General features: G+C 64.4%; 17 protein-coding genes and 1 pseudogene. 9 read left to right on the forward strand and 9 right to left on the reverse strand.

Features of this window, described 5'->3' with window-relative positions:
- Positions 1 to 23 precede the first annotated feature (23 nt).
- Positions 24 to 1,478 (forward strand): EspA/EspE family type VII secretion system effector, encoded by a 1,455-nt coding sequence (locus DB708_RS18080; protein WP_108924073.1) that lies wholly within the window; start codon positions 24 to 26, stop codon positions 1,476 to 1,478.
- On the opposite strand, the gene DB708_RS18085 is transcribed toward DB708_RS18080, so the two are convergent.
- Together DB708_RS18085 and DB708_RS18090 are read right to left on the reverse strand one after the other, a co-directional pair.
- The gene (locus tag DB708_RS18085; protein WP_235616811.1) at positions 1,457 to 1,822 is read right to left on the reverse strand and encodes a hypothetical protein; all 366 of its coding nucleotides are present in this window, start codon (positions 1,820 to 1,822) and stop codon (positions 1,457 to 1,459) included. The two genes, DB708_RS18080 and DB708_RS18085, sit on opposite strands and share 22 nt — an antisense overlap.
- A gap of 101 nt (positions 1,823 to 1,923) precedes the next feature.
- A complete protein-coding gene (locus tag DB708_RS18090) occupies positions 1,924 to 3,381 on the reverse strand; it encodes a flavin-containing monooxygenase (RefSeq protein WP_165839855.1) in 1,458 nt (485 codons plus the stop codon).
- Between the two features lie 121 nt (positions 3,382 to 3,502).
- Between DB708_RS18090 and cobG the strand changes: the two genes are divergently transcribed.
- Genes cobG through DB708_RS18105 form a run of 3 tightly spaced genes read left to right on the forward strand, consistent with a single transcriptional unit; the run spans position 3,503 to position 6,745 of the window.
- Positions 3,503 to 4,630 carry a precorrin-3B synthase gene (cobG, locus tag DB708_RS18095; protein ID WP_108924079.1) on the forward strand — a complete coding sequence of 376 codons (1,128 nt, stop codon included), beginning with the start codon at positions 3,503 to 3,505 and terminating at the stop codon, positions 4,628 to 4,630.
- Between the two features lie 4 nt (positions 4,631 to 4,634).
- The gene (locus tag DB708_RS18100) at positions 4,635 to 5,261 is read left to right on the forward strand and encodes a precorrin-8X methylmutase (protein ID WP_108924081.1); all 627 of its coding nucleotides are present in this window, start codon (positions 4,635 to 4,637) and stop codon (positions 5,259 to 5,261) included.
- Positions 5,258 to 6,745: a precorrin-2 C(20)-methyltransferase gene (locus tag DB708_RS18105; protein ID WP_108924083.1), complete on the forward strand. Its 1,488-nt coding sequence runs from the start codon at positions 5,258 to 5,260 to the stop codon at positions 6,743 to 6,745. Before DB708_RS18100 ends, DB708_RS18105 begins: the two co-directional genes overlap by 4 nt.
- Before the next feature lie 4 nt (positions 6,746 to 6,749).
- Here DB708_RS18105 and DB708_RS18110 read toward each other — a convergent pair whose 3' ends face one another.
- Complete coding sequence (locus DB708_RS18110) at positions 6,750 to 8,321, reverse strand: PPE family protein (RefSeq protein WP_108924085.1); 1,572 nt, start codon at positions 8,319 to 8,321, stop codon at positions 6,750 to 6,752.
- A gap of 172 nt (positions 8,322 to 8,493) precedes the next feature.
- Between DB708_RS18110 and DB708_RS27765 the strand changes: the two are divergent.
- Together DB708_RS27765 and sigC are read left to right on the forward strand one after the other, a co-directional pair.
- Positions 8,494 to 9,114 (forward strand): annotated as a pseudogene (locus DB708_RS27765) (DUF2275 domain-containing protein); the annotation flags it as partial.
- Between the two features lie 183 nt (positions 9,115 to 9,297).
- A complete protein-coding gene (sigC, locus tag DB708_RS27770) occupies positions 9,298 to 9,852 on the forward strand; it encodes an RNA polymerase sigma factor SigC (protein ID WP_235616845.1) in 555 nt (184 codons plus the stop codon).
- Here the strand turns inward: sigC and DB708_RS18120 are convergent.
- The 4 genes from DB708_RS18120 to DB708_RS18135 are packed head-to-tail and all read right to left on the reverse strand — an operon-like array spanning position 9,849 to position 13,253.
- Positions 9,849 to 10,574, reverse strand: a complete 726-nt coding sequence (locus DB708_RS18120; protein WP_108924087.1) for a cobalt-precorrin-6A reductase — start codon at positions 10,572 to 10,574, stop codon at positions 9,849 to 9,851. The two genes, sigC and DB708_RS18120, sit on opposite strands and share 4 nt — an antisense overlap.
- On the reverse strand, positions 10,574 to 11,329 hold the full coding sequence (gene cobM / locus DB708_RS18125) for a precorrin-4 C(11)-methyltransferase (RefSeq protein ID WP_108924400.1): 756 nt from the start codon (positions 11,327 to 11,329) through the stop codon (positions 10,574 to 10,576). The genes DB708_RS18120 and cobM overlap by 1 nt, the downstream gene beginning before the upstream one ends.
- Complete coding sequence (gene cbiE / locus DB708_RS18130; RefSeq protein WP_108924089.1) at positions 11,326 to 12,507, reverse strand: precorrin-6y C5,15-methyltransferase (decarboxylating) subunit CbiE; 1,182 nt, start codon at positions 12,505 to 12,507, stop codon at positions 11,326 to 11,328. The genes cobM and cbiE overlap by 4 nt, the downstream gene beginning before the upstream one ends.
- Positions 12,504 to 13,253 carry an SDR family NAD(P)-dependent oxidoreductase gene (locus DB708_RS18135; protein ID WP_108924091.1) on the reverse strand — a complete coding sequence of 250 codons (750 nt, stop codon included), beginning with the start codon at positions 13,251 to 13,253 and terminating at the stop codon, positions 12,504 to 12,506. Before DB708_RS18135 ends, cbiE begins: the two co-directional genes overlap by 4 nt.
- Positions 13,254 to 13,288: 35 nt before the next feature.
- Here DB708_RS18135 and DB708_RS18140 point away from each other — a divergent pair, with 35 nt between their 5' ends.
- Positions 13,289 to 13,699 (forward strand): F420-dependent biliverdin reductase, encoded by a 411-nt coding sequence (locus DB708_RS18140; RefSeq protein ID WP_108924093.1) that lies wholly within the window; start codon positions 13,289 to 13,291, stop codon positions 13,697 to 13,699.
- Positions 13,700 to 13,722: 23 nt separating this feature from the next.
- Here the strand turns inward: DB708_RS18140 and DB708_RS18145 are convergent, their stop codons facing one another.
- Positions 13,723 to 14,259, reverse strand: a complete 537-nt coding sequence (locus DB708_RS18145; protein WP_108924095.1) for an Imm61 family immunity protein — start codon at positions 14,257 to 14,259, stop codon at positions 13,723 to 13,725.
- Positions 14,256 to 16,805 carry a TNT domain-containing protein gene (locus DB708_RS18150; RefSeq protein WP_235616846.1) on the reverse strand — a complete coding sequence of 850 codons (2,550 nt, stop codon included), beginning with the start codon at positions 16,803 to 16,805 and terminating at the stop codon, positions 14,256 to 14,258. The genes DB708_RS18145 and DB708_RS18150 overlap by 4 nt, the downstream gene beginning before the upstream one ends.
- Before the next feature lie 373 nt (positions 16,806 to 17,178).
- Here DB708_RS18150 and DB708_RS18155 point away from each other — a divergent pair, with 373 nt between their 5' ends.
- Both DB708_RS18155 and DB708_RS18165 read left to right on the forward strand, forming a co-directional pair.
- The gene (locus DB708_RS18155; RefSeq protein ID WP_108924099.1) at positions 17,179 to 18,753 is read left to right on the forward strand and encodes a putative alpha/beta hydrolase; all 1,575 of its coding nucleotides are present in this window, start codon (positions 17,179 to 17,181) and stop codon (positions 18,751 to 18,753) included.
- 915 nt (positions 18,754 to 19,668) lie between these two features.
- Positions 19,669 to 20,595 (forward strand): hypothetical protein, encoded by a 927-nt coding sequence (locus DB708_RS18165; protein WP_235616812.1) that lies wholly within the window; start codon positions 19,669 to 19,671, stop codon positions 20,593 to 20,595.
- The last annotated feature ends 207 nt before the right edge of the window (positions 20,596 to 20,802 follow it).

Genomic DNA, 20,802 nt, shown 5'->3' on the forward strand with positions numbered 1-20,802 from the left:
CAAGCTAACCCCAGGATGCCGTTATGTCTATTTTTGCCGATGCCGCCCGCCTCCTCAGCAATTTGGCCAACGTGGGATCGCAGTTCATCGGCCTGGACGCCAATCTCATGCCATCCACGTCGGACTCGGGAGCTGGCGGCGAATATCTTGCGGGCAGCGTGACCGGCATGACCGGAGGCCTGGGAAGCTCGCTGAGCTCGGGTCAAATTCTCGGGGGGATCTTCAAGCCCGCAGACGCGCTCGCAACATGGGATCGCAATGCCAACCTAGGCAGCCAAGATCTTCGACAAAAATACAGTGCCGACATGTACTACAAACCTGCCCATCGGCTGCAGGTTGCCCGCAACGGCGAGCGAACTTCCAACGTGAAACCGGCGGGTGCGGCCGTCAACATCCTCCCGTGGACTGCCAGCGTTATCGGATATTTAGAGCTGTTGCTGGGATTCGGGCCACCGAACGAGGGTGACGATCTGGAAGTCGGCGCACAGCTTTGGAGCACATTGCGAGATGAGCTCGCGTCGGCCATTCCGAACGAGGACTGGCAGGGAGAGGCCTCGGATACCTACGCGGGTCAGGTGGCAGCAGTGCAGGACATTGCGCAGACGCTGGCCGAACTGGACGGTCAGCTGGCAGAGATCGTTGTGGAGCAAGCGGAATGGGTCACCCATATTCGTCTGGGTTTCGGGATTTTGCTCAACCTACTTACCACGGCAATCGTCATTGAAGTCGCTCTCCGAATAGCCCTGGCTATGGTCCCGGGCGGACCGGCGTGGGCAATGGGTTGGGCGATCTTGGCTTCTTCGCTAGCAATGGCTGCCGCCCTCGGCATGCTCGGCGCCTTGACCGGATTATCGGTAGAAAACGGCAAGAAAGCCCACCATGTCACCTCCGAAATCAATCGGCTGGGCGAGGCCGCGACGCAACTAGTAAATGAGTCGATGGCTCATAGCGTCGGTTCCGTAGCGCCTCAGTCGCGGGTCTCCGAATTCCAGGCTCCTCCCCAGGGCACGCCCACTACCTTCGCCGGGCCCACCGGCGGCCAGCCAACACAGCCGAAGATGACCAAGGCGAGGTCTGAATACGAGCAGTTTGGCGCAAGTGCGACACCGCATAGCCCGCAGGGTGAGGATGCCGAATGCGATGAAAAGCAGAACGTGACGATTCCGGCCCTCGATGAATCGATGCGAATGCTGAAACAGCAGGGACCCAACTACTCCGGACAAGCCCCTCGACGAGCGGGCTCGCGCAACCCGGTGATCGGAGAAAAACGCCAGCTCGACGCCGCCGAAGCCGATGGAGCGGCTGCGGGCACCGACGCTGTCGACCGTGCGCCCATCGATCGTGAACTACGTCAGGGTGTTAATGAGAAGCTGGCACAGGCCACTTCCGGATTGAACCGCGACACAGAGGCTTACGCGGATGCGACAGCGGACAGGCGCCATTCACCGGGCAGGGTCTATTCCGCCACCATCCAGTAGGTCAGAACCATCGACCGGTCGCTAGTCGGGAAGCCGACTCCCTCGAAAGCGATTTCGCCGGGCGTGGGATTGTGGTCAGCGCGGTTCCGCCAGGTCAGGCAATACATGTCGCCGACCGATTTGATATGCAAGTCGAAATCGCCGACCAACTCGTCTTCGATGCCGAAGTACTGAACATGGTAGTTACCGGGAAAGCCATTGGACGTGTCGCCAGTTGCCCGGCCCCGGCAGATCGCGCGGTCCTCCTCGACCGCGTTAGAAGAGATCCAGCGCGCATCGATGACGTCTGTTTCCTCAGTATTGAACCGATATTCGGCAACCCCGATCACCGCGGTGTGAATCATGTCGGGCATCTTATCGGTTGCGGCTGCTCACTTCTGAGCTCCAACCATTGACTACCGGCCGGGCGCCCGCGCGCGGTGCGATGATGCCCAACCCCGCCGTTCTAGGCGGTGCTCACGTCGAAGTCCGCGAGCTCGGGTCTGCGTAAGAGTGCGCTATGGGTCTCCGGCGCCCAGGGGAACAGCTCGGGCAAGCCATCCTTGCCCAGATACCAGTTGTTGCAGCCCGACGCCCAGATTGTCTGCGGCAAAGCGGCTTTCAAGGTCTCGTTGTAGTCCTTGGTCGCCGCTTCCGTCGGTGCTGCGGTATGCACCACACCATTACGGATCTGACGGATCCACCACAACGCGTAGTCGGCTTGATCCTCGGCGATGGCCATGAAGGACTGCTGACCAAGCGGCGAATGCGGCCCCATCAGCATAAAGAGATTGGGAAACCGCGGTACCGCGACCGACCGATACGCGATCGGACCGTCGGCCCAAACCTCGTCCAGGGTGATGCCACCCTCCCCGATCAGCTTCAGCGGCCGCACGTAGGCCCTGGCGTCAAACCCCGTGGCGTAGACCAACAGATCGAGTTCGTGCAGGGTGCCGTCGACGGTCACGATGCCTCGCGGCTCGATGCGCTCGATTCGATCGGTGACAACGTCGACGGTCGGATGCTGCACCGAACGGTAGAAACGTCGCGAAATCGCCAGCCGCTTGCAGCCCGGCTGGTAATTCGGGGTGAGTTTGGCGCGCAATTCCGGGTCGCGCACCGACAGCCGCAGGTTCCAACGACACGTGGCCTGCACCAGACGGCGGCGCAATCCCGAATGGATCAGGGCGCCTCCGAAGACCCGCCGGAAGAACGTTCCCCAAAACCAGTGGCCCAGAGCGTTGAAACCCGGCAAGCGCGAAACTACGTGTCTGGTCAGCGCCGAGTAGCGCGGGTTGGGCAACGGGTAGACCCACTGCGCGGTGCGCTGAAACAGCGTCAATTGGCGCACCTTGCCGCCGAGCTCCGCGATGATCTGCACACCGCTCGACCCGTTTCCGATCAGACCGATTCGCTTGTCCGGCAAAGAAATCGAGTGATCCCACCGCGACGAGTGGAATACCGCACCGGCGAAGGTCTCCCGCCCGGGGATGTCGGGATAGTTCGGTATCCGTAGCACGCCGGTTGCAACGACCATGACATCGAATGTCTCTTCACCGAATGTCGTGGTGAGATGCCATCTCCCGTCGTTGTATTCGGCTCTGGTGACGTCGCAACCGAAACGGATGTGTCGTCGGATGCCACGTTCGTCGGCTACCCGCCGGAAGTAGGCCTGCAGTTCCGGGCCTGGAGGCAGCAAACTTGTCCACTTCGGGTTGGGCGCAAACGTGTAGGAGTAGTACCGCGACGGAACATCGCAGGTAAGACCCGGATACGTGTTGTCGCGCCAGGTGCCTCCGACCTCATCGGCTTTTTCGAAAACGGTGTAGGAATCGATTCCGGCATCGGCCAACTTGGCTGCCATGCAAAGACCCGACACCCCGGCACCGATTATCGCGACTTTCACTTGACGCTGCTGCGACATGACCATCACCTACTTCCCCCGATATGACGCCGAGGGTAGTGACGCGGCGCCCGCCCGTGGTCTCGAGAAGCGGCCAGACAATACGTGTTTTCACCGCCGTGTTCTGCCTTACCGTGGACTCATGGCCCGAATCCGCGACATCGACGCCTGCCCGGGTGCGCTGCAGGTGCATCAGGCCGCTGACGGCGCACTGGTGCGCGTGCGATTGCCGGGCGGGATGATCACCGCCGCGCAGCTGGCGGCACTGGCCGCCCTGTCCAGAGACTTCGGCTCGGGAACCTTAGAGCCGACCGTGCGCGGCAATCTGCAACTGCGCGCGATCACCGACGTGACCGCGGTCGCCCAGGGAGTCGCCAAGGCCGGGCTGCTGCCGTCGGCGACGCACGAACGCGTACGCAACATCGTCGCGTCGCCGCTGTCCGGTCGCTGCGGCGGACGCGCGGACGTGCGCGCGTGGGTGGGCGCACTGGATGCGGCGATCTGCGCCGAGCCCAAGTTGGTGGAGCTGGGCGGCCGATTCTGGTTCAGCATCGACGACGGCCGCGCCGACGTGTCCGGGCTGGGCGCCGACGTCGGGATTCACGTCTGCGAGGACGGCTACGCCCTGCTACTGATGGGGCGCGACACCGGTCTGCGGATCGCGGCCGACGATGTGGTCACGACGCTGGTCGAAGTCGCTGTCCGGTTCACCGAAATTCACGGAAAAGCCTGGCGCATAAGCGAATTAGACGACTTAGACGGCCTGCTTCCCGGTGCTGATATCGCCGCCGCCCCCTTTGTCCCCGTCACCAAACCGCCGGTGGGCTGGATAGCCCAGGACTGGCCCGGGCAGGTAGACCGGGTTGCGTTGGGCGCCGCGGTGCCGCTGGGTGTGCTGCCCGCGCAAGTCGCGGAGTACCTCGCCGTGATCGAAGCACCGTTGGTGATCACGCCGTGGCGCTCGGTGCTGGTGTGCGACCTCGACGACGGTGTCGCCGACGCCGCGCTGCGAGGGCTGGCGCCGCTGGGCTTGGTGTTCGACGAGAACTCCCCCTGGCTGGACGTCAGTGCGTGCACCGGAAGCCCCGGCTGCGCCCACTCGGCCGCCGACGTGCGGGCGGACGCGGCGGATGCCGTCGGGACGGAATCCGCGGGGCGTCGCCACTTCGTTGGCTGTGAACGCGCGTGCGGCAGCCCGCCGACTGGTGAGGTGCTGGTCGCCACCGGGGACGGATACCGGCCGCTTCGCGATCGTGGGGCTTTAGGGTAGGCAGGTGCTCGACTACATCCGCGATGCGGCGGAGATCTATCGCCAGTCATTCGCGGCTATCCGCGCCGAAGCCGATTTGGCACGATTCCCCGCCGACATAGCGCAGGTCGTGGTCCGGTTGATCCACACCTGCGGGCAGGTCGACGTCGCCGAGCACATCGACTTCACCACCGACGTGGTTGCGCGGACCAGCGTCGCGCTGCGAAATGGCGCTCCCGTGCTGTGCGATTCGTCGATGGTGGCCGCCGGGATCACCAAGGCACGGCTGCCTGCCGGCAACGAGGTGGTGTCGTTGGTGGCCGACCCCCGCTCACCCGAGCTGGCCGCGCGAAGGCAGATCACCCGCTCGGCCGCGGGCGTGGAACTGTGGGCTGACCGGCTCGAGGGCGCGGTGCTGGCGATCGGCAATGCGCCCACTGCCCTGTTCCGGCTGCTCGAACTGATCGACGAGGGCGCCGCGCCGCCGGTGGCTGTGCTGGGCGGCCCGGTGGGATTCGTCGGCTCGGCGCAGTCCAAGCAGGAGCTCGTCGACAACCGACGCGGAATGTCGTATCTGGTGGTGCGGGGTCGCCGCGGGGGCAGTGCGATGGCCGCCGCCGCCGTCAACGCGATCGCGAGCGATGCCGAATGACGGACTCCCTAAACCAGAGAGGCACGCTGTGGGGGGTCGGCCTGGGGCCCGGCGACCCGGAATTGGTCACCGTCAAAGCCGCGCGGGTGATCGGCGAGGCCGACGTCGTGGCTTACCACAGCGCCCGGCACGGCCGCAGTATCGCCCGCGGCATCGCCGAACCGTATCTGCGGAACGGCCAGATCGAGGAGCACCTCGTCTATCCGGTGACCACCGAGGTGGCCGATCATCCCGGCGGCTACGCCGGTGCGATCGAGGACTTCTATGTCGAAGCCACCCAGCGCATCGCCGCCCATCTCGACGCGGGACGCAATGTGGCGCTGCTTGCCGAAGGCGATCCGCTGTTCTACAGCTCATATATGCATCTGCACACCCGACTGACGGAACGGTTCGACGCCATCATCGTGCCGGGAGTGACATCGGTGAGCGCCGCCTCGGCCGCCGTCGCGACGCCGCTGGTGGCCGGCGACGAAGTGCTGTCGGTGTTGCCGGGGACCCTGCCCGTTGCCGAGCTGACCCGGCGGCTCGCCGACTCGGACGCCGCCGTCGTGCTTAAACTCGGGCGCTCTTATCACACTGTGCGGGAAGCTCTTTCGGCATCCGGGCGGCTCGATGAAGCGTTCTATGTGGAGCGGGCCAGCACTCCCGCGCAACGGATATCGCCGGCCGCGGACGTCGACGAAGCCAGCGTGCCGTACTTCTCGCTGGCCATGTTGCCGGGCGGACGACGGTTCGAACAGCCGTCCGTCGGGGCCGTCGCGGTCGTGGGCCTGGGTCCCGGCGACAACGACTGGATGACACCGCAGAGCCGACGTGAACTGGCCGCCGCGACCGACCTGATCGGCTACGGCAACTACCTGGATCGCGTCCCCGTTCGCGACGGTCAGCAGCGTCATCCCAGTGACAACACCGACGAACCGGCACGGGCGCGGCTAGCGTGCGCGCTGGCCGAGCAGGGCCGCGCCGTGGCGGTGGTGTCGTCGGGCGATCCGGGAGTCTTCGCGATGGCCACCGCCGTCCTCGAAGAGGCCAAACAATGGCCGGGAGTGCAGATCCGGGTGATCCCGGCGATGACCGCCGCTCAGGCCGTCGCCAGCCGGGTCGGCGCTCCGCTGGGCCACGACTACGCCGTGATTTCGTTGTCAGACCGGCTCAAGCCGTGGGACGTCATCGAGACACGCCTGGCCGCCGCGGCCGCCGCCGATTTGGTGCTCGCCATCTACAACCCCGCGTCCAAGACCCGGACCTGGCAGGTCGGCGCCATGCGCGACATCCTGCTGACCCATCGCGAACCGGGAACGCCGGTGGTGATCGGCCGCAACGTGTCCGGGCCCGACGAGGATGTCCGCGTGGTGCGATTGGCCGATCTGGACCCCGCCGATATCGACATGCGCAGCCTGCTGATCGTCGGGTCTTCTCAAACCCAGTGGCACTCAGATGATTCCGGCGACAGGGTGTTCACCCCCCGGCGTTATCCAACCTGAAGGCCTACGAGTCGTGGTCCCAGCTGCTCGGCAGCATCGGCGCCGCGGGGCCATCGCTCAACCTGCTGCCGGTCAGCGTCGTCAGCCCGGCCGCGTTGTCCACACCGGATTTCGCTGCGGCCCCGGCAAATCCGATCGGCCCGGCGGCTTCGCCGGAATCTGCGACCGTCGTGATGGGCTCGTCGTCCGGTCCGGGAACCGCGTCCTCGAGGTCCATGTATTCGTAGCGGTAGGCCTTGTCCTTGACGGTTGCCCCCCGACGCCGCCGCGCCTTGAGCCGCTGCTTGGCCGATGCCGCCGCGACGGGGGCCGGGGCGGCAGCGTCGTCGGGCGCCTGCGCCTCGGATTTGCGGCGCGCGCGACTGCTGGAGCTGGCGCGCCCTGACAAGCCCGACAGACCGACGGCATAGAGCGCGTCGGACAAGCCCGCGCCGAGCCCGGTCGTACTGGTGGGTCCGAAACCAACCCCAGGGCCGCCACCGACCGGCGGGGCGCTGCCTGCGGGCGCGGCCGTCGCCGTGGCGGGTGCCGGCGCAGGTGCGCTCACGCTCGAGGTGGTCGGCACATTGCCGAATCCCGCCGGGGCCGGCGCGGCGGGCATCGGCGTAGGCACCGTTGCGGGCAATGGCGGCTGGATCGACAGGGGAACCGCGGTGCCCACAGCGATTGCCGCCACGCCGGCGGCTGCACCGGCGGCACCTGCAGCGGCAATGACCATCATGGCGGGGAGCGCGACGACGGCCAACTGAATCGCGGTCGTGATGAACGGCCAGAAGATCATCAAGGTGTGGAAGATGGCCCAACCCATGGCGGTGGCAAGGGCCGGCGACAGTCCGAGCTGCCCGAAGAATGAGGCGAGACTGTTGACCCACGGCACCGGCGGGAAAGGCCAGCCGCCGGGATTGAGCCACTTCGACACCGGCCACGCAAAGCCACTGGTGTACTGCTGCAGCCACTGGGCGAGCTGGTCCATCCAGGACGGATACTGCTGCGTCGCCGTGGTGGCTTGCTGGGTCGTGGTCGTCGTGGTGGCGGCCGCCGACATGATCTGCGGCGCTGGTGTGCTCGGCGGAACCGCGGCAAGCGCGGACTCGCTGACCGCCTCATAGGTACTCATCGTCGTGGCGGCCTGCACCCACATGCGGGCGTAGTCGGCCTCGTTGACAGCGATCGGGATGGTGTTGAGGCCGAAGAAGTTAGTCGCAACCAAGGCGCCGTGAATGGCGTGATTCGCCGCGAGTTCCCCCAGCGTGGGCATCGCGGCCAGCGCGGCCACGTAGGCGCCGGCCGCCGCCTCGTGCAGTGCGGCCGCGGCCGTGCTGTCTGCGGAGCTGGCTAGCAGCCAGGTCAGATAGGGGGCGTGGGCAGCGATGTACTGCTCTGCGCTGGGACCTTGCCAAGCGCCGGCCTGGACCGCGCTCAGCAGCCCGGTGAGTTCATCTGCGGCGTCGGCGTATTCGGTGCTCAACGCCGACCACGCCCCCGCGGCCGCCAGCAGCGGCCCGGGGCCGGGGCCGCTGGTCAGCAGCGTCGAGTGCACCTCCGGCGGAAATGCGAGCCAGATCGGGGCGGTCATTGCAGCGGGCCTCGCGGGACTGACGGCGACACGAATACCTCTTCGGTGGCCTAGTGACGGTGTGGGCTGGCGGTGCTTGTCCCTAGTGGTCGTTGCATCGCGCGGTTTAGTTCCCACCGGGTTTGTCGCCCAGGTCTTTGCGCGTGGCGCACGCATGCGCAACGATGCAGGGATGCGGTGCGACGTTGCGCGTGAGGCACTTTCCGCCAGATTGGATGGCGAGCGCCCAGAAGTGCTCGCGCAGCAGGTCGATGCCCACCTGGAGACGTGCCGCGGTTGTCGCACCTGGCTAATCGGCGCGGCCGCGCAGACTCGGCGGCTGGCCACGATCGAGCCCGGCGATGGACCAGACCTAGTCGCCCAAATCATGGCGAGCATCGACGACGAATCCACCCGGTCTCAGCGCTGGATGCGGGCGCTGAGGTCGCGGTATCGACGGTGGGGACTTATCGCGGTGGGTGCGTTCCAGGTGGCGATCGCGGCCGCTCAAATCGGCGGCGTGAATTTCGGCATGGTGTCGCACCACCAGATGCACGGGGCAATGTCCGGCGAACACCTGCTGCACGAGTCCACAGCCTGGGTGCTCGCATTAGGGGCAGCCATGATCGCGGCCGGGATCTGGCCGATCACCGCGATCGGCGTCGCGGCGATTGCCGGTGGGTATTCGCTGGCGCTGATAGGTTACGTGGCCGTTGACGTCGTGGACGGACAGGTGACCGCGACGCGCGTCGCGAGTCACGTGCCCGTGTTGCTGGGCCTGGTGTTCGCGGTGTTGGTGGTGCGCGAACGCTCGGGAGGGCGCAGGCCCCGGGAGTCCGATTTCGACGCGTTCGGTGCGGAGATGCCCGCGAGGTCTTTCGCTGATCGGCGGCGAGGCCATCTGAGGCCGATCAACCGATCCTCGGCGAACCCTGCCGCGAACTCTACGACGGCCCGTCGTAGACTCATCGAACCTGTGGAACTAAGGTGGTTGGCCATGACCGCGTCCAGCGACGACAAGGCCGTTACCGAATTGGCGTTGGCGGCGGCACGCGGGAATGAGCGAGCCCTCGAGGCATTCATCAAAGCCACTCAGCAGGACGTGTGGCGATTCGTCACATACCTGTCCGATGCGGGCAGCGCCGACGATCTGACTCAGGAAACCTTCCTACGGGCAATCGGAGCAATCGAGCGGTTCTCCGGACGCTCCAGCGCTCGCACGTGGCTGCTGTCCATCGCGCGGCGCGTCGTCGCCGATCACATTCGTCACGTCAAGTCGCGGCCGCGCACCGCCCCGGGGGCCGACCCCGAGCAGGTGCGCAACGGCGACCGGCACGCGCGTGGGTTCGAGGACCTGGTCGAGGTGACCGCAATGATCGCTAACCTCACCGCCGAACAACGCGAAGCCTTGTTGCTGACCCAGCTGCTCGGACTGCCTTACGCCGACGCCGCCGCGGTGTGCGGCTGCCCCGTGGGCACCATCCGATCCCGCGTCGCCCGCGCTCGCGACGCACTGCTGGCCGACGCCGAACTCGACGACCTGACCGGTTAGCCCAGTCCGGCAACCCAAACCGCAGCCTCACCGACGGTGCCCACCGCGTTGACTCCGGGCGGGAGCTGCGGGCGAGCCACCATCACCACCGGAATATCCAGCGCCGCAGCAGCATCCAGCTTCGCCCTGGTCATGTCACCGCCGCTGTTCTTGGTCACCAGGGCATCGATCCGGTGTTCACGCATGATGGCGATTTCGCTGTCGTAGTGATACGGCCCCCGGGATAACAACACCTGGTGATGGCGCGGCAATGATTCGGCATCCGGGTCGGTGACCGCGCGAATCAAAAACCACACGTCGCTGCCCGCGAAGGCTTTGGTTCCCGAGCGGCCGGTGGTGAGAAATACCCGCTCAAAGCAGTGCTTTGTAACGGCTTGCGCGGCTTCGACATCCGAGGCGACAACGATGGCGGCGCCGGGATCCCAGGCCGGGCGGGCCAGCACCAGGTGCGGTATGGCGAGTTCTTGACACGCCGTCGCCGCGTGCGCAGTCATGGTCGCCGCGAACGGGTGAGTCGCGTCGACGACAGCGCCGATGCTTTGCTCCTGCAGCCAGCTGCGTAGCCCTTGGATGCCGCCGAACCCCCCGATGCGCACCGGGCCGACCGGTAGCGCCGGGGCGGGCACCCGGCCGGCCAGCGAGCTGATGATGTCGACTTCTGCGTGCAGGGCTTTGGCGAGCACTCGCCCCTCGGCGGTGCCACCGAGCAGCAGCACCCGCATCAGTGTTGGCTCCCCCGGACCCGCCCGGTCGAATACAGGTAGCTATCGGTGAAACCCTCGGCGGCCAGCACGTCGCCGACCACGATGACAGCGGTCTTGGTGATATTCACCTCGTGCATTTGGTCGGCGATGTCGGCCAGCGTGCCCCGCAGGGTTATTTCTTGCGGCCAACTCGCGAAAGCCACTACTGCTGTAGGTGTTTCGGGCCCGTAGCCGCCTTGCAGCAGTTGCGGAACGATGGCGTCGATCTGGGCGGCGGCCAGATGCAGCACCAAGGTAGCGCCGGATTGGGCGAGGGTTTTCAGGTCTTCGCCGGGCGGCATGGAGGTCGACAGCGTCGACACTCGGGTCAGCGTCACGGTCTGCGCCACTCCCGGGAGGGTAAGTTCGCGATTTAGGGCGGCGGCTGCTGCGGCGAAAGCCGGTACGCCGGGCACGATTTCGTAGCCCACGCCCAGCGCGTCGAGTCGCCGGCACTGTTCGGCAAGCGCGCTGTACAACGACGGGTCACCGGAGTGCAGCCGCGCGACGTCGTGGCCTGCGGCATCGGCGCCGGCGAGTTCGGCGACGATCTGCTCGAGCGTCAACGGGCCGGTGTCGACGATTTTCGCACCGGGCGGGCAGAATGCCAGCAGGTCGTCGGGCATGATCGAACCCGCGTAGAGACATGTTTTGCATCGTTGCAGCAGTCGCTGACCACGAACGGTGATCAGGTCGGCGGCACCCGGTCCGGCACCGATGAAGTACACCGTCACTTCGTCATCGCCCACTGGGTGACTGGGTATTGCGGGCGCCAGCCGGTGAAGGCGCCCAATGGCTCGCCCTGGTAGAGCTGAAAGCGCCGCAGCTCGCCACCGAGACGCGAATATGCTTGTATCAGCAGCGATTCCGATTCGACAGTGACGGCGTTGACGACCAGACGCCCGCCAGCTGGCAGATTGTCCAGACTGGCGTTGAGCAGTCCGGTGCGGGTCAGGCCGCCGCCGATGAAAATGGCCGACGGCTCCGGGACATCGTCGAACGCTTCGGGCGCTTCGCCGCGTACCTCGATATTGACGCCGAAGGCTGCGGCGTTGAATTCGATGTTGTGGCGGCGTTGGTCGTCTTGTTCGAAGGCCACCGCGCTGCAGCCGCGCCAGCTGCGGCACCATTCGACGGCGATGCTGCCCGAGCCGGCGCCGACATCCCACAACCGCTCGCCGGGCCGTGGGGCCAGTGCGGCCAGAGTCACCGCCCGGATGCCGTGCTTGGTGATCTGGCCGTCGTGGGTGAACACGTCGTCGGGCAAGGGCGCGATGCGCTCGTCGGGCAGGTAACGAACGGCGATCACGTTGAGGTCGTCGATGTCGGCGGCGGTGTCGTCGGCCCACTGGCGCGCGGTGCCGTTGCGGCGGCGTTCGGCGGGACCGCCGAGTTGTTCGAGCACGCTGAACTCGGAATCGCCGCGCCCGTGCGTAGTGAGCAGTGCGGCCAAGACTTTTGGCGTGGACCGGCTTTGCGACAACACCACTGCCTGGCCGCCGCGGCGTACCGCGGTGCTCGGCGCCGCAGTGACCAGGCTTATCACCTCGGTGTCGTGAACGTTCCAGCCCATCCGGGCGCAAGCCAGTGTCACCGCCGACACATGCGGCAGCACTTTGACTTTTGCGGCGCCGTGGAGCCGGATCAGGGTGCCGCCGATGCCGTGCATGAGTGGGTCGCCGCTGGCGACGATGTGGATTTCGCCTGGGGCGTCGACGGGCAGTGTTTGCAGCGCTTGCAGGGCGGGCAGCATCGGCGACGGCCACTCCCGACGTTCGGCGGTCACCGTGTCGTCGAGCAAACCGATTTGTCTCTTTGCGCCGTAAATTATTGAGGCCGTTTGCAATTCATTTCGCGATGCCGCCGAGAGGCCGGCCATACCGTCGGCGCCCATACCGACCACGATGATCATCGCGGCATCCTGCGCCAGACGAACTGCGGTAGTAGCCGCATGACGAATGCTGCGGGCCCCAACGCCCAGGGGATCCACACCGTGCGCCGGCCCTTTGCCAAAGCACGCGCGGTCGCGGCGGCCACCTGCTGCGGGGTGCTGGGCAGTGGCGCCGGCGTCATGCCCTCTGTCATACGCCCAATGACGAATCCGGGACGCGAAATAAGCAACTGCACCCCGGTGCCGTGCAGCGCATCGGCCAAACCGCTGGCGAAGCCGTCCAGGCCGGCCTTCGCCGACCCGTAGACGTAGTTGGCGCGGCGCACGCGCGCACCGGCGATCGAGGAGAACACCACCAGCGATCCCCTGCCGGCCGTGCGCATGGCGGTGGCCAGATGGGTGAGCATGTTGACCTGGGCGACGTAGTCGGTATGCACGACGGCCACCGCGTGCGCGGCGTCGGACTCGGCGCGGCCCTGGTCGCCGAGGATCCCGAAGGCGAGCACCGCGGTGCCGATGGGCCCGTGGTCGGCGACGATCGAGGCGACCAGCGGACCGTGCGAGGCCAGGTCGTCGGCGTCGAATTCCCTGGTGTGCACAGCCGTCGCGCCGGCTGCCGTGACCGCGGCGACCTGCTCGTCGAGCTGATCGGCCCGGCGTGCGGCCAGCACCACCGTCGCGCCGGGCGCCAGCAGCCGCGCGAGTTCGATGCCGATCTCGCTGCGGCCACCCAGAATTACAACTGGACCTGCGCCCGTGTCGTCCACGGCTGCGATTATCACCTGCGCTAGCGTGAGCGGTAATGGGGAACACCACGACACGGCTAACCAATGACGCTTTGGCGTTTCTGTCCGAACGTCACCTGGCAATGCTGACCACGCTTCGGGCGGACAACTCGCCGCACGTGGTGGCCGTCGGTTTCACCTTCGATCCGGTGACTCATATCGCGCGGGTGATCACCACCGGGGGCTCGCAGAAGGCCGTCAACGCCGACCGGGCCGGGATGGCGGTGCTCAGTCAGGTCGACGGCGCACGCTGGCTGTCGCTTGAGGGCAGCGCCAAGGTGAACAACGACGCGGACGCCGTGCGCGACGCCGAGCTGCGGTACGCGCAGCGCTACCGCACGCCCCGGCCCAATCCCCGACGCGTGGTCATCGAAGTTCAGATCGAGCGTGTGCTGGGCTCGTCAGATCTGCTCGACCGCGGCGACTAGCTCACGCATCAGGCTATTCGAGATTATCGGAGCTCGAACAGAGGCTTTCCGTCTTCATCGAGGGCCGACGTAAAGATCTCTTCAATTGTTGCCGTCAGAAAAAACGACAGCCTTACAAGGTCCGCTGTACCCGTTATCTGATCCGTACTGCCAATAGCGACGAGAGCGCCATCTGCGGTAACCAAGGCCCAGTGCTCAGCGTCACCAAATTGTCTCACGTCGATACTGAAGGCAGGAGGTAATTCCTCTGCCGAGATCGGCACCCTTACGCGGGGCAAATTTTGCTGATTCCTAATGGCCAGACCCAGTCTCCCGATGAAGTACCGCTCGATGGTGGTCATCAAGGGTGCGGCTAATATAAACTGCTCCGGACCCAGCCGATCAGAATCCGTGATGATAAACAAGCCATTCTCACTTCGACCTATCAAGAGGCGAATCTCGCCTAAAGATGCTGAGAATACTGCTCGGCCATCAACCGTCTGCGAGCCGTGGGTAAGCGTGTAGCCGGCAAGCTTGCCCCATTCTTCTAGTTCTGGTGAGATTTCTACGCGTTCCATCATTTCAACACGCCACCGATCTCAATTAGTTCTTCGACTGTCATCGCCCTTCCCGCACTATCGAGTATTCGAACCTGAATAGAACCGCCAGGTTGGCCCATCCCGGGAGCGACCTTCGAAACTTCGATCTTCCAGCCTTCGGGAAGATTTTCGAGGACGAAAGAGTGATATGAATCAGCGAGGCTATTGACATGTAGTGAGCGTTCCTCCCAAGATGCGGGCATCCCGTCTTCCATTACTGCTAGGTACTTGCCAGAGTCGCTACCAACTCGGTCCAACAACCTGCCGTAGAACTTGGCGAACTGATCCGCGTTCGTAAAAGCAACTTTTGTACCCGGTACAGCGCCATCGTTCCCAGGAAAATTCATCCATTCGTCGCCGTAGGGACTCAAGTTATTGAAACGCTCGGCATACTGCTGCTCACTATATGCGTGTCCTAGCGGATCGCGCCCGAAAGGCGCCCCTGGATCCCTGATCAGCTTTGCAATCGACGGCAGGATGGTGTTTGGATCGGCGGGTTTACCCGCAAAGTCCCAGTGCGCCGACAAAGGCTCGCCGAAATGCGGATCAGTCGGTTGATCCGGCAACCGGTGCCATCCGTCACCCGAAGGCTCATGAGAATGCACTGGATCCTGGCGGCCGCCGCCGTCGCCAGGCGCGTCAGGTGTGCCATCGTTTGGAGACCCAGGCGGCCCACTGCTGTCCTTCGACCCTCCGTACCCGCCTCCGCCTGGTGGGCCGCCGTCCGGCGTGGCCCCACGTGGACCGCCACCCGTCGGGCCGCCCTCAGCGGGCCAGTGCCAACCATTGCCCGGCGCTGACAGTTCAGGCGGCCGACCACCAGTCGGAGCCGTGAAATGTGGAGCTGGCCCGATGGGTGCCGCCGGCGTGGAGGCGGCTTGCGATGCGCGCGCGTCGTCAACCAGTGGGTCAGTCAGTGATGCGCTAGAGGGCGCATACACCGGAACGGGTTCATGCGCAGCGGCGGTGGGCGCGGGCGACGGTTCGTGAGGTGCGAGTGTGGTGGCGGACCGACTGGGCGCCACCGACTCGTGCGACACGGTCGGCGATTCGGGTACGCGCGTGCCCGGCGGCGCGGCTTCGACGGGGTGCGGCGCGGGCTCCGCGGGCGCCTCAATTGTCCTTCCGGGCTGCCCGCCGACCGGACGGCCGCCGGGCAGCGGATCTGCTTTGGGCAGTTCCAATTTGAGACTTTCGAGGTCTTTGGTCAGACCATCGCTCGCCTTGCCGATATCGCGCAGGGCGCCGCTTGCGCGGGCAATATCTCCAAGCTCGCCGGCCCGGCCCATGGCGCCCGCCGAGTCACCGCCAGCTTCGGCAACCCGTGCGGCTCCCCTTGCGCCATCCGCCACCGCACCGGCTTCCCCACCTCCGAACAGCATCACCGCTTCAAATATGTCTCCTCCGAGCCCCAACCCCGGCCGATCACTACGCCAATCATTCAGGTGCAGAAGTGATTTGAATGATTGCAGATTGGCTTCGCCAGCCTCCTGGGGATTGATCAGCGCGTTAGCTAAACCTGTCTTGGCCATGCTGCCCCAAGGGGCTGCCGCTCCCTCAGGATCGATGAGGAACCAGCGCGGGTCGAGGTCTACCACGGATTGCAGCGCCCCGAACGCAGCCTTGACTACTCCCTCATTCCCGTTGACCAAGGTGTCGAAGACAGTCGCGACCGGATTTCCGATCTCATCACCCAAAAATTGAGTGAACTCGCCACGCATGTACTTCTCGAAGTCGACAATCGAGTCGTCGGCGCGCTGCATCAGCAGTTGTGCGCCCTGCTCGAGAGACCGGGCTTCGCGACCCAGGTTATGCAAGACAGCGTTGATGTCTTTGCCGATTCTTTTGATTTCGTCAAGCGCCTCACCATCGAAAATCGAGACCACGTCATGCCATAGGTCGGTCAGCAACTCGAGGCGATGCAACAGATCCCGAATAGCGTTCTGGGCGTGCGACAGCTCGTTGGCGAAGTCATCAAGAACGCGGGCCATTTCGGCGCATTGGGCATCCAAACGTCCTATGTCGGAACTCATTTTCGACAGGACCCGAGTTACTAGATCCCCTTCGGGGATCTGCTGTGTCCCGACCAGCGCCTGCGACGCCGAAAGCGCGCCCTGCATGCCGGTGGCCGCCGACCCGAATGCGCGCCAACAACCTGCGGCCGCATGTAATGCCGCCACATCGCCGTCAGGCCATACATCGTCGACGAACGATTGCACCAACGCCCATAGCAAGGGCGGTGGTTCTCCAGGACCCAATGTGCCTGGCGGCCCGGGTGCCTCGATTCGGGCCGGCTTGCCGGGCGCCGACAGCACACCGCCACCGCCGCCCAGCCTGGACGCCGCTTCGGCTCTCGAATAGTTCGACGCGCCAACCTGAATCGCGACGCCGTTGTAACGACAGGCGTTAACCGCCGCAGTCGCCAGCTTCAGCAGCGACTCGGCCGCCGACTGGTATCCAAGCCCGAACACCATACCGCTGGCATCCAGACCGGTGTTGGCTCCGAAGCCAGCCGTCACTACAGCCATCGCGGCGGCGAGCCCATCGCCAGTAGCAACCACTGCGCTGCCCGAAGCGGACAGCGCCTCTGGGTCCACCGCAAGGACTGGCATGCGCGAATTGTCGCCTGGGCCGCCCGTAACCGCTATTCACCTGCGGGTCGCCGAGCGCAGACTAACGCGGAAGACCGTGAATTGACCGGCGCAATTGCTGCGATTAGCCTCGCGATCAGGGCATGTGGGGGCACGAGATCCTCAATGGTTTGCAGGATTTGGGACAGACAGAGCGGAACGGGGCCGCCTGTCGCTACCCGATGAGAAATGGAGTAGCCATGTTCATTGCCATCGGACATTTGCATTCCGAAGAGCACCCGTCCACTCCCACAAAGCAGCAGGTATCACGGTGCAGCTCAGTTATATAAACGTCCCGCAGTTAGTCGCCGAAGCCGGCGGTGACCCGTGGGCGATCAATCAAGGCTTGCAAGTCGGCCGCCCGGCGCAGATCTCCGACTTGGCAGAGGCATTCCATGCTGCAGGCAGGTGCACGACCGAGTCCAGCAATGCGTTCGATGAAGCGCGTCGCCGCTTTGAGGCTTCGTGGAATCGCAACAAGGGCGACAATCCGATCAATGACTCCGCCGAAGTGCAGCGCGTGGTCAACACACTCGGGACGCAGTCGTTGCAGTTGCCCAAAATCGGGGCGGAGTTGGAACGGATTGCCGCCGAGTTGGCCGAAGCGCAGCGGACGGGCGCGGTGTTCATCTCGAACTTGGAGATTCAGTTACAAGTCATTGATCGCGGACTCGGTGCCGCCCTCGCGCAGGAGAGCAGTGGACATCTCACCGACGCAGAAATAGCCGTCGTTACCCAACACGTCATTGACCTTGAAGATCTAGCGATTGCCGACACCAAGTCGGCACTGGGCCAGCTGAAATCAATCCGCGAGGGATACTCCGGCTACCTTCAAGGTGCACTGAACACGCTGCGCACGGAGGGCTACGACGCGACCGGCATGCAGGCGTTGGATACGTCAGGGTCAGGCCCAGACGCCGGCGCCCAGGCCGGCCAGCGGCAGAACCAAATCGATGCTTTCACAAAGGTTTTCGGCCGAACACCACGCTCAGCCGCTGACTGGGAAACAGCTGCAGCACTCGATCCGCACAGCTATGAACCCAAGAACGGCGGCTGGCCTCCCAACATTGTCGTCGGGCGCATCAAGCCGGTACCGGGGCAGGGGGTGGTGCGGACAAACATGTTCATTCCGGGCCGCGCAGTATGGGACCCACAGGCTGATTGGCCGCCGTACCATGACAATCTGGGTGATAACCGAGGTTTCTCTCCTACGGCGAGCCCCGAGGAGTCGCGAGTGTCGATATATGTCGATTACGAGAACGGCATCATCGTTGCCCGGCAGAACCCGTCAGTCGACGAGACCACCGGTCAGGTCCGGGTCGGAACACCTAGCATCTCGGCGGTCCAACAGAGCAATGGCTCAGTCTTGGTCAAGTACAGCGCTGCCGACCCATTTTCGCCAGGAGGACAAGATCTCGCCAAGGCAGCCTCATTCGACGTGAATGGCGCCATCGCGATTGAACCTACGCCCGAAGGACCACGCGTAGGCGGCACGGTAACAAACTTTCCTGCGATTGAGGTCTACAGCGATATGCCGGGCGGAACAACTACACCACTAGTCCAGTCGTGGCCTCTGTTCGTGGATGACGCCCGCGGTCCCGCGGCGGGTCTCTGGTGGCACAAGCCAATTGGTGACGCAGCTCTTGAGCTGTCCTTCAACGATCAGGGTCCGGCTCCCAGGATTCCGGCCCCTCCGCATAGTGGCCACTTGCCCCCCGTGGTTCCGATCGGCCCGGCCCTTGTCGCGAGCCCATCGGGTACCTATCCTCTTGGACCTGCCGATCACCCGCCCGAAATCGGCGTGCACGATCCCATTCTAGTTTTGCCGCAGCTGCCGGCCAGATAGAAAGAGTTGACTGAGTCGAATGAAGGGGCAAATTGACTGGATACGAACAGTCTTTTTCGGTGCAATCTCTGGCGGCTTCCTCTGGGCGATCATGTTAACGCTGCCGCTTTCAGTGATACACGGAGTTACGACGACACGCGATTTCTACACATTTGTCTCTGCTACGTCGATCGGTATCGTCATCGTTGGATTCACCCTGTACTCCAGGGCAACAACGTCGCTCTGGCGCAGCACAGCGGTCGGAATTATTTTGGCCCCTCTGACCGGATGGTCGATTCTATTGTTCGTTACTTTGACCGTAGTGCTGCCCAGGCATGGGATGTACTGAAGTGGGATCCGCAGAGCGCAGCGACTCGTTCAAGTACGCCCAGGATCATCCGATTCAGCTCCTCACCGGACTATTTACCGGTGTCATGTCCACGCTGCTCACATTCGGTTTGTTCTGGTTCTTCGCACCCGTGCTGCCCCTAGCGCTATGCGGAATTACTGTGCTGTTCCGTCGCACAAAAGCATTCTCTATAGGTGCCCTAGCCGCGTTTGCAGGCGTTGTTGCTTTCGTCGGGTCGTTCGCAATCTTGACCGTCATATTATCGCTAGCAATTGGATCGACACCTCCGCCGTCTGCAGGTTTGCGCTGAGGGTGTGGTCGTGGATGCCCAAGTTGAATTGACCAGCATCGATGCCAGGGTTAGCCTCGCCATCAGGTCAATAGGGGGCACGGCGGACGGGCCGGAACGGCGACGTTGGTGAAACCGATTCTGTCGAGTGGCCGTGGCGACGTTCGTTGGGGAGGCGAGATGTTTACCGGCGCTGGTTCGCTAATGAGGCGGTCCAGTGTTGCTGCACGGGAACGGCTGCGTTTTATCCCCAACACGGCTTCGCCTCGTTCCACTCAGCGGTGCACGGGAGGACACCATGAGCGGTGACGATGAAATTCGAATTATTCTCGAGCGCCTCGCCCAGCTGACTGGGCATCCACCGCCGCCAGGGATCACACCTGATGCGCTGGCGACGGGCACAGTTTCCATGAGTCAGCTGCTGAGAGCCCTTGGGCTTTCTGCTAATAGCGGCGATCCCAGCGACATGACCGACGCCCAAACGGGGTACGCCGAGCGCAGTGCGAAAACCGGCGACGCGATGGCGAAATTCCCTGCCAACGAAGCAGAGTCGGCCGGGAAGATGTCCGGTGTCGGTAGCCCTGCCGAGATGGCTCAGCAGATTCCGCAAATGATCTCTGGCGTCGCCGGCGGAATCTCAGGTGCCATGCAAGGTTTTCTCCAACCCTTGAGCCAGCTTCCGCAGCAGGCCGCTCAGATCGGACAGCAGATGATGCAAGCCGGCATGGGCGCAATGCAGCACGGCGCGGAAGGAGCTCTGGGGGCTGGTGAAGCCATTCCCGGGGAATTGACGGGGTCCACGAGCGGGGCCGGTGCCGGTGGTGGCGGTGTCGGCGGCCTGGGCGCCACCACACCGACATCGGGCCTCAGTCCTCTTCCCGCTCCATCAGCCGGTACTGAGCCCGCGTCGTCCCGTACCACCTCTACCCCACCACCGAGTGCGTCGGCGCCTACTGGCGCGTCGCGGGGTGGGATTGGCGCGATGCCGATGATGCCGCCGGGCGCTATGCACGGCGCGGGCGCCGGAGCCAAGGACGAGAAGCCTGACACCAAACGCATTGTGCCGCCAACAGTTAGGAATGGCGCACCGGTCCAGGGCCGTATCACCACACCGCCGCCAGCGCCTGAGGTCGTCAAACGTGTTGAAGGCAAACCGGTTGCGAGCCGACGCATCATCTTGCCCGACCAAAAGCGAGACGACGACGATAAGAATGGGAACAGCTAACGAGCGGGAGCCACACAGGACCGCTCGGCAGATCCGAAAGGCATCAAACGCTCTGCCTAGCATTGTCTTTCGATCAATCGCGACCGCGCTTTGGGGTTAGCCGCCGGGATGCCGTGATCACCTACCCTGAGCTGGCTGGATTCAGTCGAGAGAATTTCCGCAATCGCTACGGAGAGGTACGCTCGCGGCGTGTCAAATCTAACTCCG

Source organism: Mycobacterium montefiorense, assembly GCF_003112775.1.
GTDB classification, from domain to species: Bacteria; Actinomycetota; Actinomycetes; order Mycobacteriales; family Mycobacteriaceae; genus Mycobacterium; species Mycobacterium montefiorense.